Here is a 16,889-nt window from a genome sequence, read left to right on the forward strand (position 1 = left end):
GGGCGTGCCCGGTCAGTCGACCTCGGCCACCGCCTCGGAGAACTGCGCCTTGTACAGCCGCGCGTACGCGCCGTCGACGGCGATCAGCTCGTCGTGCGTGCCCTGCTCGACGATCGAGCCGTTCTCCATCACCAGGATCACGTCGGCGTCCCGGATGGTGGAGAGCCGGTGGGCGATCACGAAGCTGGTGCGGCCGGTGCGCAGCCGGGCCATGGCGCGCTGGATCAGTACCTCGGTGCGGGTGTCGACCGAGCTGGTCGCCTCGTCCAGGACGAGGATCGACGGCTGCGCGAGGAACGCCCGGGCGATGGTGATGAGCTGCTTCTCGCCGGCGCTGACGCCGGTGCCCTCGTCGTCGATCCGGGTGTCGTAGCCGTCCGGCAGGGTGCGGACGAAGCGGTCGACGTGCGCGGCCTTGGCCGCCTCGACGACCTGCTCGCGGGTGGCGCCGTCGGCGCCGTACGCGATGTTCTCGGCGATGGTGCCGCCGAACAGCCAGGTGTCCTGGAGGACCATGCCGATGCCGGAGCGCAGGTCCTCGCGGGACATGGCGGCGATGTCCACCCCGTCGAGGGTGATCCGGCCGCCGCTGACCTCGTAGAACCGCATCAGCAGGTTGACCATGGTGGTCTTGCCGGCGCCGGTGGGGCCGACGATGGCGACGGTCTGCCCCGGTTCGACCTTGAGCGAGAGGTCCTCGATGAGGGGCTTGCCGGGGTCGTAGCGGAAGGAGACGTCCTGGAAGGCGACCCGGCCGCGGACGGCGTCGGGGCGTTCCGGCATGGCCGGCTCGGGGGTCTGCTCGGGCGCGTCCAGCAGTTCGAAGACGCGTTCGGCGGAGGCGACGCCGGACTGCACGAGGTTGGCCATGCTGGCGACCTGGGTGAGCGGCTGGCTGAACTGCCGCGAGTACTGGATGAAGGCCTGCACGTCGCCGATGGACAGCGCGCCGCTGGCCACGCGGAGCCCGCCGACCACGGCGACCAGCACGTACTGGAGGTTGCCGATCAGCATCATCGAGGGCTGGATGATCCCGGAGATGAACTGGGCCCGGAAGCTGGACTCGAAGAGCGAATCGTTGTGCTCGCGGAAGGTCTCGGCGGACTCCTTCTGCCGGCCGAAGACCTTGACCAGGGCGTGCCCGGTGTACATCTCCTCGATGTGCGCGTTCAGCTGGCCGGTGGACTTCCACTGCTGGACGAACTGCGGCTGTGCCCGCTTGCCGACCTTGGTCGCCACGACCACCGAGAGCGGCACCGAGACCAGCGCGATCACGGCGAGCAGCGGCGAGATCCAGAACATCATGGCCAGCACGCCGACCACGGTGAGCAGCGAGTTCACCACCTGGCCCATGGTCTGCTGCATGGACTGGCCGATGTTGTCGATGTCGTTGGTGACCCGGCTGAGCACCTCGCCGCGCGGCTGCTTGTCGAAGTAGCTGAGCGGCAGCCGGGCGAGCTTGGCCTCGACGTCCTGGCGCAGCCGGTAGCCGGCCCGCTGGATGGCGGTGGTGGCCAGCCGGCCCTGGACGATGCCGAAGACGGCGGAGGCGACGTAGATCGCCAGCACCCAGAGCAGCACCGCGCCGATCGCCCCGAAGTCCATCGTCTGGCCGGGGGTGAAGTCGATCGAGGAGAGGAGGTCGGCGACGCTGCCGTCGCCGCCGGCGCGCAGGCCGTCGACGACCTGCTCCTTGGAGGTGCCGGCCGGGAACTTGCCGCCGACCACGCCGGCGAAGATCAGGTCGGTGGCGTTGCCGAGGATCTTGGGGCCGGTGACGGCGCAGCCGATGCTGAGCACGCCGAGCGTGAGGACGCCGGAGAGCAGGGCACGTTCCGGGCGCAGCAGCTTGAGGACGCGCCTGCCGGAGCCCTTGAAGTCCATCGACTTCTCGGCGCCCTGGCCGCCCATGAACCGGCCGGGGCCGGCGGGGCCGCGGCGGGCGGCGGCGGACTGCGAGTCGCTGCGCGGCTCGCCGGGGTCCGCCGCGGCGGGGCCCGGGTCCTGTGGCTCCGGGCTCTTCGTCAGCGGCGTCTTCTTCTGCGGGGTGGTCACGCCGCCTCCTGCTCGGTGAGCTGGGAGAGCACGATCTCCCGGTACGTCGGGTTTCCGGCCATCAGCTCGCCGTGGGTGCCGCTGCCGACGACGGCGCCCTCGTCCAGGACGATGATCCGGTCGGCGTCGCGGATGGTGGAGACGCGCTGGGCGACGATCAGCACGGTGGCGTCGGAGGTTTCCCGGGCGAGCGCCTTGCGGAGCCTGGCGTCGGTGGCGTAGTCGAGTGCCGAGAAGGAGTCGTCGAACAGGTAGATGCCGGGCTTGCGGACCAGGGCGCGGGCGATCGCGAGGCGCTGGCGCTGGCCGCCGGAGAGGTTGCTGCCGCCCTGGGCGATGGGCGCGTCCAGGCCTTCGGGGAGGCGCTCGACGAACTCCCTGGCCTGGGCGACGTCGAGGGCGTGCCAGAGCTCCTCGTCGGTGGCGTCGGGCCGGCCGTAGCGCAGGTTGCTGGCGACGGTGCCGGTGAACAGGTAGGGCTTCTGCGGGACGAGGCCGACGGTCTCGGCGATGGCCTCGGGGGCGAGGTCGCGCACGTTGACGCCGTCCAGCAGGACCTGTCCGGAGGTGGAGTCGAAGAGCCGGGGGACGAGGCCGAGCAGGGTGGACTTGCCGCTGCCGGTGGAGCCGATGACGGCGGTGGTCTCGCCGGGGCGGGCGGTGATGTCGATGCCGCGCAGCACGGAGGCCTCGGCGCCGGGGTAGCGGAACTCGACGTCGCGCAGCTCCAGGTTGCCGCGGGCCAGCACCTCGGTGACCGGGGTGGACGGCGGGACGACGCTGGAGCGGGTGTCCAGCACCTCCTGGATGCGCTCGGCGCAGACCTCGGCGCGCGGCACCATCATGAACATGAAGGTGGCCATCATGACGCTCATCAGGATCTGCATCAGGTAGGACAGGAAGGCCGTCAGCGCGCCGATCTCCATGCCGCCGCTGTCGATCCGGTAGGCGCCGAACCAGAGCACGGCGATGCTGGAGACGTTCACGACCAGCATCACGAGGGGGAACATCAGCGACATCAACCGGCCGACCCTGAGCGAGACGTCGGTCAGCTCCCCGTTGGCGCCGGCGAACCGGGCCTGCTCGTGGTCGTCCTTGACGAAGGCGCGGATGACCCGGATGCCGGTGATCTGCTCGCGCAGGACCCGGTTCACGGTGTCGATCTTCGTCTGCATGCTGCGGAACTTCGGGCGCAGCGAGCGGACCAGCAGGACGACGATGGTGCCGAGCACCGGGACGACGGCGAGCAGCAGCGCGGAGAGCGGGACGTCCTGGTTGAGCGCCATGATGATGCCGCCGACGCACATGATCGGCGCGGCGACCATCAGCGTGAAGGACATCAGGACCAGCATCTGGACCTGCTGGACGTCGTTGGTGGTGCGGGTGATCAGCGAGGGGGCGCCGAACTGGCCGAGTTCGCGGGCGGAGAAGCTCTGCACCCGGTCGAAGACGGCGGCCCGGACGTCCCGGCCGACGGCCATCGCGGTGCGCGCGCCGTAGTAGACGGCGCCGATCGAGCAGAGCGCCTGGACCACGGTGACGGCGATCATCACGCCGCCCAGCTGCAGGATGGTGCCGGTGTCACCCTTCACCACGCCGTCGTCGATGATGTCGGCGTTGAGTGTGGGCAGGTACAGCAGGGCGAGCGTCGAGACCAGCTGGAGCAGTACCAGCAAGGTGATCGGTTGGGAGTAGGGGCGCAGGTAGGCCCTGAGCAGTCTGATCAGCACTGGCACACTCTTGTCGTCGGCGGTGGGATTCGCATCCCAATTCTCGTTCTTTGGTGGACTCGTACAGGCGATTCTGGGTACGCCGCCCGGATGTTTGTCCAGTCCTTTGCCCGGCGTTGCGGCGGGCCGGTTGCGGGGTGCTCCGGCGGGCTGCACCCGGTACCCGGAGGTGTGCCAGGCTGCCCCGCCCTCTTACGGAATGACCGGTTTCCCCCTAGGCTGCTGATTGCCCCCTTGTTACTCGCCGGTACCCGTCCGGTCGGCCGGGGGCCCGGCGACCGCCCCCACGGGAGCCGCGACAATCCCTCAGACGGCCACCCGCCCCCGGAGGTCCTCGTTGAGTTCCGCGCAGTCCCTGATCGACTCCGGCCGTGCCGACATCGTTGCCGCGCGTCCCGCCTCCGTCGCCCACCTGTTCCAGGAGCGGGTCGCCGCCACCCCGGCCGGTGAGGCGTACCGCTTCCCCGTCCCGGTGGACGAGCACGCGGCGGACAGCGCCCCCGGCGCCGAGCAGTGGCGCTCGCTGACCTGGGCGCAGACCGCCACCCGGGTGTACGCGGTGGCCGCAGGCCTGCTGTCGCTGGGCATCCAGGCCGAGGACCGGGTCGCGCTGGCCTCCTCCACCCGGCTGGAGTGGGTCATCGCCGACCTCGGCAACATGTGCGCGGGCGCGGCCACCACGGCCGTCTACCCGAGCACCAACGCCGACGAGACGGCGTTCATCCTCTCCGACTCCGGCTCCCGGGCCCTGTTCGCCGAGAACGCCGCCCAGCTCGCCAAGGCCGTCGCCGAGGTGGACCGGCTGCCCGAGCTGCGCACCGTCGTCCTCTTCGACGCGCCCGCCGAGGCTCCCGAGACCGGCGGGCTGAACGTGCTCACCCTGGCCGAGCTGGAGCAGCTCGGCGCCGAGTACCTGGAGCAGCACCCGGACGCCGTCGAGAAGACCATCGCCGCGCTCGACAAGGAGCAGCTGGCCACCCTCATCTACACCTCCGGCACCACCGGCCGCCCCAAGGGCGTGCGCCTGGTGCACGACTGCTGGGCGTACGAGGGGCGGGCCCAGGAGGCCAGCGGGCTGCTGGCCGCCGACGACGTGCAGTTCATGTGGCTGCCGCTGTCGCACGTGTTCGGCAAGACGCTGATCTCGGGCCAGATCGCCACCGGCCACGTGATGGCCGTGGACGGCAGGGTCGACCGGATCATCCACAACCTGCCGGTCATCCGGCCGACCGTCATGGCCTCGGCGCCGCGCATCTTCGAGAAGGTCTACAACGGCATCGCCGGCCGGGCCCGGGCCGAGGGCGGCGCCAAGTACAAGATCTTCATGTGGGCGGCGCAGACCGCCCGGGAGTACGCCCGGGTCGTCCAGGAGAACCGGATCGCCACCGGTGTCGGCAGCGCCCCGCTGGGCCTGCGGCTGCAGCACGCGGTCGCCGACAGGCTGGTGTTCGCCAAGATCCGGGCCGCCTTCGGCGGGCGGCTGCGCGGCGCGGTCTCCGGCAGTGCCGCGCTCGCCCCCGAGATCGGCTACTTCTTCGTCGGCGCCGGGGTGCCGATCCTGGAGGGCTACGGCCTGAGCGAGACCAGCGCCGGCTCGTCCGTCAACCGTGCGGAGGACGTCCGGGTCGGCACGGTCGGCCGTCCGCTGCCCGGCACCGAGGTCCGGATCGCCGAGGACGGCGAGATCCTGCTGCGCGGCCCGGGCATCATGCGCGGCTACCACAACCTGCCGGAGAAGACCGCCGAGGTGCTGGAGGCCGACGGCTGGTTCCACACCGAGGACATCGGCGAACTGTCCGCGGACGGCTTCCTGCGGATCACCGACCGCAAGAAGGACATGTTCAAGACCTCCGGCGGCAAGTACGTCGCGCCCAGCGAGGTCGAGGGCAAGTTCAAGGCGGTCTGCCCGTTCGTCAGCAACATCCTGGTGATCGGCAACGGCCGCAACTTCTGCACCGCGCTGATCGGCCTGGACGAGACGGTGATCATGCCGTGGGCCGCCGAGCACGGCCTGGCCGGCAAGTCGTACGCCGAGGTGGTCGCCGACCCGCAGGTGCACAAGCTGATCGACGGCTTCGTGCAGCGGCTCAACTCCGGCCTCCAGCGCTGGCAGACGATCAAGAAGTTCACCCTGCTCCCGCGCGACCTGGACATCGAGCACGGCGAGCTCACCCCGAGCCTGAAGATCAAGCGCCCGGTGGTCGAGCGGACGTACGCCGACGCCGTCACCGAGATGTACGCGGGCGCCAACGAGGCCTGACCGGCGCTCCCCGCTCCCCGCCCCCTACGGCCCCGGGCCGCCCGCCCGTTTCGGGCAGGCCCGGGCCGTACGGGACACTGGGGTCATGCCCTCCGCACTCCCCGACGGCGAACCCGTGCCGTCCGACGGTTCCCTGCCCGCTCACGCCCTCGCCGGGCTCGGGTCGCGGCCGTTCGGCTTCTACCTGCACGTGCCGTACTGCGCGAGCCGCTGCGGCTACTGCGACTTCAACACCTACACCGCCACCGAGCTGCGGTCCTCCGGGGCCGTCGCCTCCCAGGAGACGTACGCCGACAACGTCGTCGCGGAGATCCGGATGGCCCGCAGGGTGCTGGGCGACGCCGACCTGCCCGTGCAGACGGTCTTCCTCGGCGGCGGCACCCCCACCCTGCTGCCCGCCCGCGACCTCGTGAAGATGCTCGCCGCCATCCGCGACGAGTTCGGGCTCGCCGAGGGCGCCGAGGTCACCACCGAGGCCAACCCCGAGTCCGTCGACCCGGCCTACCTCGCCGAGCTGCGCGCGGGCGGCTACAACCGGGTCTCCTTCGGCATGCAGAGCGCCCGCCCGCACGTGCTCCGGCTGCTCGACCGCCACCACACCCCCGGCCGCCCCGAGGCCTGCGTCGCCGAGGCTCGCGCGGCCGGCTTCGAGCACGTCAACCTGGACCTCATCTACGGCACCCCCGGCGAGTCCGACGACGACTGGCGGGCCTCCCTGGACGCCGCCATCGGCGCCGGCCCCGACCACGTCTCGGCCTACTCGCTGATCGTCGAGGACGGCACCAAGCTGGCCGCCCGGGTCAAGCGCGGCGAGCTCCCGATGATCGACGACGACGTGCACGCCGACCGCTACCTGATCGCCGAGCAGGCGCTCGCCGCCGCCGGCTACTCCTGGTACGAGGTCTCCAACTGGGCCACCACCCCGGAGGGCCGCTGCCGCCACAACGAGCTGTACTGGACCGGCGCCGACTGGTGGGGCGCCGGCCCCGGCGCACACAGCCACGTCGGCGGCGTCCGCTGGTGGAACGCCAAGCACCCCGCCGCCTACGCGCGCTCCCTCGCCGAGCAGCGCACCCCCGCCCAGGGTCGCGAACTGCTCACCGACGAGGACCGCCGGGTCGAGCGCATCCTCCTCGAACTCCGCCTCGCCGAGGGCATCCCGCTCGGCCTGCTCTCCGGCGCCGGCCTCAAGGCCGCCGCCCGTCACCACGAGGACGGACTCCTCGCCGCCGGGCCGTACGCCGCCGGCCGCGCCGTGCTGACCCTGCAGGGCCGTCTGCTGGCCGACGCGGTCGTCCGCGACCTGGTGGACTGACGTCCGCCGACGCCGTCCCAGCCGTCGCCCCGCCGTTCCGGACCGACGCCCGAACGCTCAGTCCGGCAGCGTCACGAAGTCGATCAGCTCCTCGACCTTCGCCAGCAGGGCCGGCTCCAGGTCCCGGTAGGAGTCCACCGAGGCGAGGATGCGCTTCCAGGCGGCGGGGGTGTCCACCGGCCAGCCGAGGCGGCGGCAGACGCCCTCCTTCCACTCCTCCTCGTACGGCACGTCCGGCCAGCCGGGGATGCCGACGCTGGACGGCTTCACGGCCTGCCAGACGTCGATGAAGGGGTGGCCGACGACCAGGACGGCGTCGCCGGTGACCCGGGCGGCGATGCGGTGCTCCTTGGTGCCGGGGAGCAGGTGGTCGACCAGGACGCCGAGGCGCCGGCCCGGGCCGGGGGCGAAGTCGGCGACGACCGCGGGCAGGTCGTCGATGCCCTCCAGGTACTCGACCACCACGCCCTCGATCCGCAGGTCGTCGCCCCAGACCCGCTCGACCAGCTCGGCGTCGTGCCGGCCCTCGACGTAGATCCGGGACTCCCGGGCCACCCGGGCGCGGGCGCCGGGGACGGCCACCGACCCGGAGGCGGTCCGGCCGGGGGTGCGCGCGGGCGCCGGGCCGGCGGGGCGGACCAGGGTGACCGTCCGGCCCTCCAGCAGGAATCCGCGCGGCACCAGGGGGAAGACCCGGTGCTTGCCGAAGCGGTCCTCCAGGGTGACGGTGAACCCCTCGGCGGTCTTCTCGCAGCGCACCACCGCCCCGCAGAAGCCGGTCGCCGCCTCCTCCACCACGAGGTCGCGCTCGGCGGGCACCTCCGGGGCGGGCTGCTGCTTCTTCCACGGCGGGGTCAGGTCGGGTCCGTACTGGCGGCTGCGCATTCCCCGGAGTCTAGGAGGCGTCAGCCCGTGAGCGGTGAGCCGACCGCCGGGACACCCGCGATCCCTGCCCGCAGGGCCACAGCGTGGCCGGGGCGTGGCCGGGGCGGTCGCCCTCAGGGGCGTCCGGGACGTGGTCGGTGGGGGCGGCGGCCGGCGGATTCCGGCCGGCCGAGGTCACAGACCCGGCGCGCCCCAGACCGGGAACCAGCGGGTGAGGTCCTTCTCCAGCCGCAGGTCGTTCCCGAGCATGGCGTTGACCTGCAGCTCCAGCGGGCTGTTCCGTTTCTCCCCGCCGCCCGGCACCGGCGCGAACGGGTAGAAGGTGCCGCGCTTGTACAGGTAGACCAGCGCCAGCGGCTGCCCCTCGGCGTCGCGGAAGGCGACCAGCGAGCAGAGCAGCTGAGGCCCGAAGCCGTTCGCCTCCAGCTCGCTGTTGACCGCGTGCAGGTCGTTGACCAGCTCCGGCAGCTCCTCGGGCGTGTGCCGGGCGAGCAGCCAGGAGTACCCGTACGCGTCCTTGGAGGCCTCCACCGGGACGCCGCCGCGTTCGGTGTCGGCGTCCAGCAGCGCCCGTACCTGCCGCTCGACCTCGCCGAACGCCCCGCCCTCGACGGAGGCGAAGCAGACCGACCCGACGCCGGTGGGCCGGAAGTCGGAGGCCGCCTCCAGGGTCAGCGCGGCGGACGGTACGCCGAACAGCTGGTCGAGGTCGGGCCTGACCGGCTTGGTGCGGCCGAACAGCGTGTCCAGGAATCCCACGGCGGTCCCTTCCGGAGGTGGTCCGGCTCGCCGGAGCGGCCCGGCGGCCGGAGGCGGTTCAGTGGCCGAGCTGGGCCGAGATCTTCGCCAGCTGCGCCAGCCGCTGCTCCAGCGGCGGGTGGGTGGAGAGCAGCTGCGAGGCGACGTCCCGGGCGCTCAGCGCCGGGGCGAAGTAGAAGGCGTTGTACGCCTGCGCCTGGCGCAGGTCCTTGGTCGGGATCGCGGCGATCTGGCCGGTCACCTTGGTCAGTGCCGAGGCGAGCGCGCTGGGCCGGCCGGTGAGCTGGGCGGCCGCCCGGTCGGCGGCCAGCTCCCGGTAGCGGGAGAGCAGCCGGGTCAGCAGGAAGCTGATCGCGTAGACCACGACCGAGACCAGCGGGATGACCAGCGCGGCGATCGCGGCGTTGGAGTCGTTGCTGTTCCGGGCGCCGCCCATGAAGCCGCCGTACATCGCGATCCGGGTCATCGCCCCGGCCAGCACCCCGAGGAACCCGGCGATGGTCATCACCGCGACGTCCCGGTGGGCGACGTGCGACAGCTCGTGCGCGAGCACGCCCTCCAGCTCCTCCGGATCCAGCCGCCGCAGCAGCCCGGTGGTGACGCAGACCACGGCGTTCTGGGGGTTGCGGCCGGTGGCGAAGGCGTTCGGCATGTCGTTGTCGGCGACCGCCACCCGGGGTTTGGGCATGTCGGCGAGTGCGCAGAGCCGGTCGACGGTGCCGTGCAGCTGGGGGTACTGCTCCGGGGTGACCCGGTGGGCGCCCATCGCCCGTTCGGTGATCTTGTCGCTGAACCAGAACTGCGCGACGAACAGCCCGCCCGAGATCAGCACGATCAGCGGCCAGGCCCCGCGCAGCAGTGCGATCAGCAGACCGGTGAAACCGACGTACAACAGCCCGATCACGAACATCGTCCCGACCATCCGGCCGGTCAGGCCGCGGTCCGGTGCGAAGCGGGTGTGCTGGCCCGAGGTCGACATCTCTGCTCCTCTGTTCGCCGTCCGCTATCGATGCTGCCACCCGGACGGGCGCGGGGCATCACCCGCGCGCCGCGGACTGCAAGCAGGATCACTGTGGCCGGGCCGTTCCTGCCGTCGGACCCGGGCCTTACACTGGCAGGTACGGTTCTGGCACTCGTGTGTTCAGAGTGCCAAAGCCGGGGCCCGCCAGTGGGGTCCGCAGCGAGACACACGGACACATGTCACATCGGACAACGTGCGAAGACGGAGGTGCGTGCCCCATGGCCGGTGAGGTCCGCCAGCTCGACGACCGCAAGCTCGCGGTCCTTCGCGCCATCGTCCAGGACTACGTGGGCACCGAGGAGCCGGTCGGTTCCAAGGCCCTCGTGGAGCGGCACAGCCTGGGCGTGTCCCCGGCCACCGTCCGCAACGACATGGCGGCGCTGGAGGAGGACGGCTACATCCACCAGCCGCACACCAGCGCCGGGCGGATCCCCACCGACAAGGGGTACCGCCTGTTCGTCGACCGGCTGGCCGAGGTCAAGCCGATGAGCGCGCCCGAGCGGCGGGCGATCCGGCACTTCCTGGACGGCGCGGTCGACCTGGACGACGTGGTCGCCCGGACGGTCCGGCTGCTCGCCCAGCTCACCCGGCAGGTCGCGGTGGTCCAGTACCCCTCGCTCTCCCGGTCCACCGTGCGCCACATCGAACTGGTGGCGCTGGCCCCGGCCAAGGTGATGCTCGTCCTGATCACCAACACCGGCCGGGTCGAGCAGCGGCTCGTGGACTGCCCGGGCGCGGTCGGCGAGACCGTCCTGGCGGACCTGCGCGCCAAGATCAACACCAGGGCCGTCGGGCAGCGCCTGCCCGAGGTCCCGGAGCTGCTGGACGAGCTGCCGTCCCAGTTCGAGGCGGCCGACCGGCCGGCCGTCACCACCGTCCTGGCGACGCTCTTCGAGGCGCTCGCCGAGCAGAACGAGGAGCGGATCATGCTGGCCGGCACGGCCAACCTGACCCGCTTCGGGCACGACTTCCCGCTCACCATCCAGCCGGTGCTGGAGGCGCTGGAGGAGCAGGTCGTCCTGCTCCGCCTCCTGGGTGAGACGGCCGACGCCGGGATGACGGTCCGGATCGGCCGGGAGAACGCGTACGAAGGGCTCAATTCCACCTCGATCGTCTCCGTGGGCTACGGTTCGGGCGACGAGAGCGTGGCCAAGCTGGGTGTGATCGGTCCGACCCGGATGGACTACCCGGGCACAATGGGGGCGGTGCGAGCGGTGGCACGGTACGTGGGCCAGATCCTGGCCGAGTCGTAGGAACGGCCACCATCGGACATCCGATGGTGGTACCAGTCGCAAGCACTTCAACAGGCGGAACAAGCGGAGCATTTGGTGGCCACGGACTACTACGCGGTACTCGGCGTCCGACGGGATGCGGGGCAGGACGAGATCAAGAAGGCGTTCCGGCGCCTGGCACGCGAACTGCACCCGGACGTCAACCCGGACCCGAAGACGCAGGAGCGGTTCAAGGAGATCAACGCCGCCTACGAGGTGCTCTCCGATCCGCAGAAGCGTCAGGTGTACGACCTCGGCGGCGACCCCCTGTCGCCCAACGGCGGCGGTGCGGGCGGCTTCGGCGCGGGCGCGGCGGGCTTCGGCTTCTCCGACATCATGGACGCCTTCTTCGGCGCCGCCTCCGGCCAGCGCGGCCCGCGCTCCCGGACCAGGCGCGGCCAGGACGCCATGATCCGGCTGGAGATCACCCTGGAGGAGGCCGCCTTCGGCACCACCAAGGAACTCCAGGTCGACACGGCCGTCACCTGCACCACCTGCAGCGGCGAGGGCGCGGCCCCCGGTACCTCCGCGCAGACCTGTGACATGTGCCGCGGCAAGGGCGAGGTCTCCCAGGTCACCCGGTCCTTCCTGGGCCAGGTCATGACCTCCCGCCCCTGCCCGCAGTGCCAGGGCTTCGGCACCGTCGTGCCGACCCCGTGCCCGGAGTGCGCCGGCGACGGCCGCGTCCGCGCCCGCCGCACGCTGACCGTCAAGATCCCGGCCGGTGTCGACAACGGCACCCGGATCCAGCTGGCCGGCGAGGGCGAGGTCGGCCCCGGCGGAGGCCCCGCCGGCGACCTCTACGTCGAGATCGCCGAGACCAGCCACACGGTGTTCCAGCGGCGCGGCGACGACCTGCACTGCACCGTCACCATCCCGATGACGGCCGCCTCGCTCGGCACCCAGGTGCCGCTGCAGACCCTGGACGGGCTGGAGGAGGTCGACATCCGGCCCGGCACCCAGTCGGGTCAGTCGATCCCGCTGCACGGCCGCGGCATCACCCACCTGCGCGGCGGCGGCCGGGGCGACCTGATAGTGCATGTCGAGGTGCAGACGCCCACCAAGCTCGACGCCGAGCAGGAGGAGCTGCTGCGCCGCCTCGCGGTGCTGCGCGGCGAGGAACGGCCCTCGGGCCAGTTCGCGCCGGGCCAGCAGGGGCTGTTCTCCCGTCTGAAGGACGCCTTCAACGGCCGCTGACCGCACCGGCGCCCGGTGACCCGGACGGGGTCACCGGGCGCCGTCGTTCCACCGCACAGAGACCTCAGGGAACCCCCATGACCGCGCCCGTGTTCGTCGTCGAGACCACGCAGCTCGCCATCGCCGCCCCCGGCGCGGTGGTCCGGCTGGACGGTCCGGAGGGGCGGCACGCCGCCGCCGTGAAGCGGCTGGAGCCCGGCGAGGCGGTGACCCTCGCGGACGGGCTGGGCCTCGGCGTGGACGGCACGGTGGCGGCCGTGCACGGCAAGGACGCCGTCGACGTGACGGTGGCCGCGGTCCGGCGGGAGCCCGAGCCGTCGCCGCGGATCGTCGTCGTCCAGGCGCTGCCCAAGGGCGACCGCGGCGAGCTGGCCGTGGAGACCATGACCGAGGTCGGCGTGGACGTGGTGATCCCCTGGGCCGCCTCGCGCTGCATCACCCAGTGGAAGGGCGAGCGCGGCGCCAAGGCGCTCGCCAAGTGGCGGGCCACCGCCCGCGAGGCGGGCAAGCAGTCCCGCCGGCTGCGCTTCCCCGAGGTCCGCGAGCCGGTGACCACCCGGCAGCTGGCGCCCGTCCTGGCCGGTGCCGCGCTCGCCGCGGTGCTGCACGAGGAGGGCGCCGAGCCGCTGGCCGGTGCCGCCCTGCCGGCGGGCGGGGACATCGTGCTGGTGGTCGGCCCCGAGGGCGGGGTCTCCCCGGACGAGCTGGCCGCCTTCGCCGAGGCCGGCGCAAGGCCGTACCGGCTCGGCCCGTCGGTGCTGCGCACCTCGACGGCGGGCGTGGCCGCCGGCGCCCTGCTGCTGGGCCGCACCGGCCGCTGGAGCTGAGCCGCCGGGCCCGCGGCCGGGCGCCCCGGCGGTCGTGCCCCGGTCCCGGAGACGTGGAGGAGTGTCCCCCACACGGGTCGGCTGTTGCGGAAAACCCGGGTGCATCGTGTGCGGACCTGTCTAGGCTGACCGTGTGAGCGAATCTCCGAGCACCCCTGCCGGCGCCTACCTGCGCCACCCGCATCTGCACGGTGACCTGGTCACCTTCGTGGCCGAGAACGACGTCTGGCTCGCCCCGCTGGACGGCGGCCGGGCCTGGCGGCTGACGGCCGATCACGTCCCGGTCCGAAGGCCGCGGTTCTCCCCGGACGGGCGGTACATCGCCTTCACCTCCACCCGGGACGGCGCGCCCGAGGTGCACCTCGCGCCGGTGGACGGCGGCCCGTCCCGGCGGCTGACGTACTGGGGCAGCGACCAGACCCAGGTGCAGGGCTGGACGGCCGACGGCCGCCCGATCGCCACCACCACCGCCGGTCAGGCCACCTTGCGCCGCACCTGGGCGCACGCCGTGCCGCTGGACGGCGGCGAGCCGGTCCGGCTGCCGTACGGGCCGGTCGGGGGCCTGGCGTTCGAGCCGGACGGCACGGGGGCGGCCCCGGCCGGAGGCGGGGGGAGGGTGCTGCTGGTCTCGGCGAACAACCGGGACCCGGCCTGGTGGAAGCGGTACCGGGGCGGCCAGGCCGGCAAGCTCTGGATCGGCCGCGACGAGTTCGTCCGCGTCCACGAGGAGCTGGACGGACAGCTCGACTCCCCGCTCTGGGTTGGCGGGCCGGGCGCGTCCAGGATCGCCTTCCTCTCGGACCACGAGGGCGTCGGCGAGCTGTACTCCAGCCTCCCGGACGGCACCGACCTGCGCCGTCACACCACCTCCCCGGAGGGCTTCTACGCCCGCAACGCCGCCACCGACGGCACCCGGGTGGTCTGGCACCGGGCCGGTGACCTCTGGCTGCTGGACAACCTGGACGGCCCGGACAGTCCGGACGGCACGGGCGGGCCGGACGGCGCCGGGGCGCGCCGGCTGGACGTCCGGCTGGCGGGGCCGCGGGCGGGGCGACGGCCGCGCCCGGTCCCGGCCGCGCACTGGCTGGAGAGCGCCGCGCCCGACCGCACCGGCCGGGCCGGCGCCGTCGTGGTCCGCGGCACCGTGCACTGGCTGACCCACCGGGAGGGCCCCGCCCGGGTGCTGGACGAGACGCCCGGCGTGCGCGGCCGGCTGGCCCGGGTGGTGCCGGGCGAGGACGGCGGCCAGGGCGTGCTCTGGGTGACCGACGCCGACGGCGACGACGCGCTGGAGTACGCGCCGGCCGTGCTGGGCGCCGAGCGCCGCCGGCTGGCCGCCGGGCAGCTCGGCCGGGTCCGCGCCCTGGTGGTCTCGCCGGACGGCAAGCAGGCGGCGGTCGGCTCGCACGACGGCCGGGTGCTGCTGGTCACGCTCGCCGACGGTGTCGTGCACGAGCTGGCCCTCAGCACGGACGGCGAGGTCAGCGGGCTGACGTTCAGCCCGGACTCGGCCTGGCTGGCCTGGTCGCAGCCGGCGGCGGGCCTGGGCGCCTTCTCGTTGCGGCAGATCGCGCTGGCCAACCTGGCCACCCGGACGGTCGGCGAGGTCACCCCGGCGCGGTTCTTCGACAGCTCGCCCGCGTTCACCGCCGACGGCAAGCACCTGGCGTTCCTCTCGGTGCGCAACTTCGACCCGGTCTACGACTCGCACGTCTTCGACCTGTCGTTCCCCAACGGCTGCCGCCCCTACCTGGTCACGCTGGCCGCCGACACGCCGTCGCCGTTCGGGCCGCAGCGGGCCGGTCGCCCGGTCGGCGGCGAGGAGGACGAGCCGAGGGGCAAGAAGGCGGACGGCGAGGAGGGCGCCGCCGACGCTCCGCCGGCCACCCGGGTCGACCTGGACGGCATCGCCGACCGGATCATCCCCTTCCCGGTCGAGGGCGGCCGGTTCGGCTCGCTGAAGGCGGCCAAGGACGGCGTGCTCTGGACGAGGATCCCGCTGATCGGCGAACTCGGCGACGAGGCGGCCTCCCTGGAGGACGAGCGGCCGCGCCCGGCGCTGGAGCGGTTCGACTTCCGCAAGCGCCGCGCCGAGCAACTGGTCGACGGCCTGGACGGGTTCGCGGTCAGCGGCGACGGCTCCCGGCTGGCCGTCCTGGACGAGGGCGAGCTGCGGATCGTCCCCGCCGACCACAAGGCGGCCGGTGAGGACGACGAGATCGACGTCGACCTCGCCCGGCTGCGGGTCACCGTCGACCCGGAGGCCGAGTGGCGGCAGATGTACGACGAGAACGGCCGCCTGATGCGCGACAACTTCTGGCGCCCGGACCTCGCCGGTGTCGACTGGGCCGGCGTGCTGGCGCGCTACCGGCCGCTGGTGGAGCGGCTCGGCTCCAAGGACGACCTGGTGGACCTCCTCTGGGAGGTGCACGGCGAGCTGGGCACCTCGCACGCCTACGTCATCGCGCACGGCGTCCACACCGAGGCGGCCCGCCGCCAGGGGAAGCTCGGCGCCGACCTGGTCAAGGACGGCGACGTCTGGCGGATCGCCCGGATCCTGCCCGGAGAGTCCTCCGACCCGCGGGCCCGCTCGCCGCTGGCCGCGCCGGGCGCCGCCGTCCGACCGGGCGACGCGATCCTCGCCGTCAACGGCCGCCCGGTCGACCCGGTCACCGGCCCGGCGCCGCTGCTGGCCGGCACCGCCGGGCAGCCGGTCGAGCTGACCGTGGCCGGCAAGGACGGCACCGACCAGCGCCACCCGGTGGTCGTCCCGCTCGCCGACGACGAGCCGCTGCGCTACCACGACTGGGTGGCCGGCCGCCGGTCCGCCGTCCGCGAGCTGTCCGGCGGCCGGCTCGGCTACCTGCACGTCCCCGACATGCAGGTGGCCGGCTGGGCACAGATCCACCGCGACCTGCGGTCGGAGATGGCCAAGGAGGGCGTGATCGTCGACATCCGGGAGAACCGCGGCGGCCACACCTCGCAGCTGGTGATCGAGAAGCTGGCCCGCCGGATCGTCGGCTGGGACGTCGCCCGGGACATCGCCAGCCCGGTGCCGTACCCCGCGGACGCCCCGCGCGGGCCGGTGGTGGCGCTGGCCGACGAGTACTCCGGCTCGGACGGCGACATCGTCAACGCCGCGATCCAGGCACTGAAGATCGGCCCGGTGGTCGGCACCCGGACGTGGGGCGGGGTGATCGGCATCGACAGCCGGTACAGCCTGGTCGACGGCACCCTGGTCACCCAGCCCAAGTACGCCTTCTGGATGGAGGGCTACGGCTGGGGCGTGGAGAACCACGGCGTCGACCCGGACGTCGAGGTGCCGATCGCGCCGCACCAGCACGCGGCCGGGGAGGACCCGCAGCTCGCCGAGGGCGTCCGGATCGCCCTGGCCGCGCTGGCCGGGAGCCCGGCCAGGACGGCGCCTGCGCTGCCCTGGGCGTAGCGGCCGGAGGCCGCGCGCAGCCCTGCGGAGTGGGGGGGGGGGGCGGCGGGCGCCCCCCCCCCCCGGGGGGGGTGGGGGGGGGGGGGTGTTTTTTTGCGTTGCCTGCTGGGGGCGGGCGCAACTC

11 protein-coding genes are annotated in these 16,889 nt (G+C 73.1%); 6 read left to right on the forward strand and 5 right to left on the reverse strand.

Annotation, left to right across the window (positions count from 1 at the left end):
• Positions 1-12: 12 nt before the first annotated feature.
• The gene (locus tag ACZ3YO_RS25705) at positions 13-1,911 is read right to left on the reverse strand and encodes an ABC transporter ATP-binding protein (RefSeq protein WP_465573606.1); all 1,899 of its coding nucleotides are present in this window, start codon (positions 1,909-1,911) and stop codon (positions 13-15) included.
• Positions 1,912-2,051: 140 nt separating this feature from the next.
• A complete protein-coding gene (locus ACZ3YO_RS25710; protein WP_465573421.1) occupies positions 2,052-3,785 on the reverse strand; it encodes an ABC transporter ATP-binding protein in 1,734 nt (577 codons plus the stop codon).
• A 337-nt stretch (positions 3,786-4,122) separates the two neighbouring features.
• Here ACZ3YO_RS25710 and ACZ3YO_RS25715 point away from each other — a divergent pair, with 337 nt between their 5' ends.
• Together ACZ3YO_RS25715 and hemW are read left to right on the forward strand one after the other, a co-directional pair.
• Positions 4,123-6,045, forward strand: coding sequence for an AMP-dependent synthetase/ligase (locus ACZ3YO_RS25715; RefSeq protein ID WP_465573424.1), 1,923 nt, complete (start codon positions 4,123-4,125; stop codon positions 6,043-6,045).
• Between the two features lie 85 nt (positions 6,046-6,130).
• Positions 6,131-7,360 (forward strand): radical SAM family heme chaperone HemW, encoded by a 1,230-nt coding sequence (hemW, locus tag ACZ3YO_RS25720; RefSeq protein ID WP_465573426.1) that lies wholly within the window; start codon positions 6,131-6,133, stop codon positions 7,358-7,360.
• Between the two features lie 57 nt (positions 7,361-7,417).
• Here the strand turns inward: hemW and ACZ3YO_RS25725 are convergent, their stop codons facing one another.
• The 3 genes from ACZ3YO_RS25725 to htpX form a co-directional block, all read right to left on the reverse strand.
• The gene (locus tag ACZ3YO_RS25725) at positions 7,418-8,245 is read right to left on the reverse strand and encodes a DUF3097 domain-containing protein (protein WP_465573428.1); all 828 of its coding nucleotides are present in this window, start codon (positions 8,243-8,245) and stop codon (positions 7,418-7,420) included.
• A gap of 174 nt (positions 8,246-8,419) precedes the next feature.
• Entirely contained in the window at positions 8,420-9,004 is a 585-nt protein-coding gene (gene pspAB, locus ACZ3YO_RS25730) for a PspA-associated protein PspAB (protein WP_465573430.1), read from the reverse strand.
• Positions 9,005-9,062: 58 nt separating this feature from the next.
• On the reverse strand, positions 9,063-9,983 hold the full coding sequence (gene htpX / locus ACZ3YO_RS25735; protein WP_465573432.1) for a zinc metalloprotease HtpX: 921 nt from the start codon (positions 9,981-9,983) through the stop codon (positions 9,063-9,065).
• 260 nt (positions 9,984-10,243) lie between these two features.
• Between htpX and hrcA the strand changes: the two genes are divergently transcribed.
• From hrcA to ACZ3YO_RS25755, 4 genes are all read left to right on the forward strand, one after another.
• Positions 10,244-11,278 (forward strand): heat-inducible transcriptional repressor HrcA, encoded by a 1,035-nt coding sequence (hrcA, locus tag ACZ3YO_RS25740; protein WP_465573434.1) that lies wholly within the window; start codon positions 10,244-10,246, stop codon positions 11,276-11,278.
• Positions 11,279-11,353: 75 nt separating this feature from the next.
• The gene (dnaJ, locus tag ACZ3YO_RS25745; protein ID WP_396323218.1) at positions 11,354-12,493 is read left to right on the forward strand and encodes a molecular chaperone DnaJ; all 1,140 of its coding nucleotides are present in this window, start codon (positions 11,354-11,356) and stop codon (positions 12,491-12,493) included.
• Between the two features lie 77 nt (positions 12,494-12,570).
• A complete protein-coding gene (locus ACZ3YO_RS25750) occupies positions 12,571-13,320 on the forward strand; it encodes a 16S rRNA (uracil(1498)-N(3))-methyltransferase (RefSeq protein WP_465573438.1) in 750 nt (249 codons plus the stop codon).
• Between the two features lie 133 nt (positions 13,321-13,453).
• On the forward strand, positions 13,454-16,765 hold the full coding sequence (locus ACZ3YO_RS25755) for a S41 family peptidase (RefSeq protein ID WP_465573440.1): 3,312 nt from the start codon (positions 13,454-13,456) through the stop codon (positions 16,763-16,765).
• The last annotated feature ends 124 nt before the right edge of the window (positions 16,766-16,889 follow it).

It is taken from the genome of Kitasatospora sp. NPDC022785 (assembly GCF_055561295.1).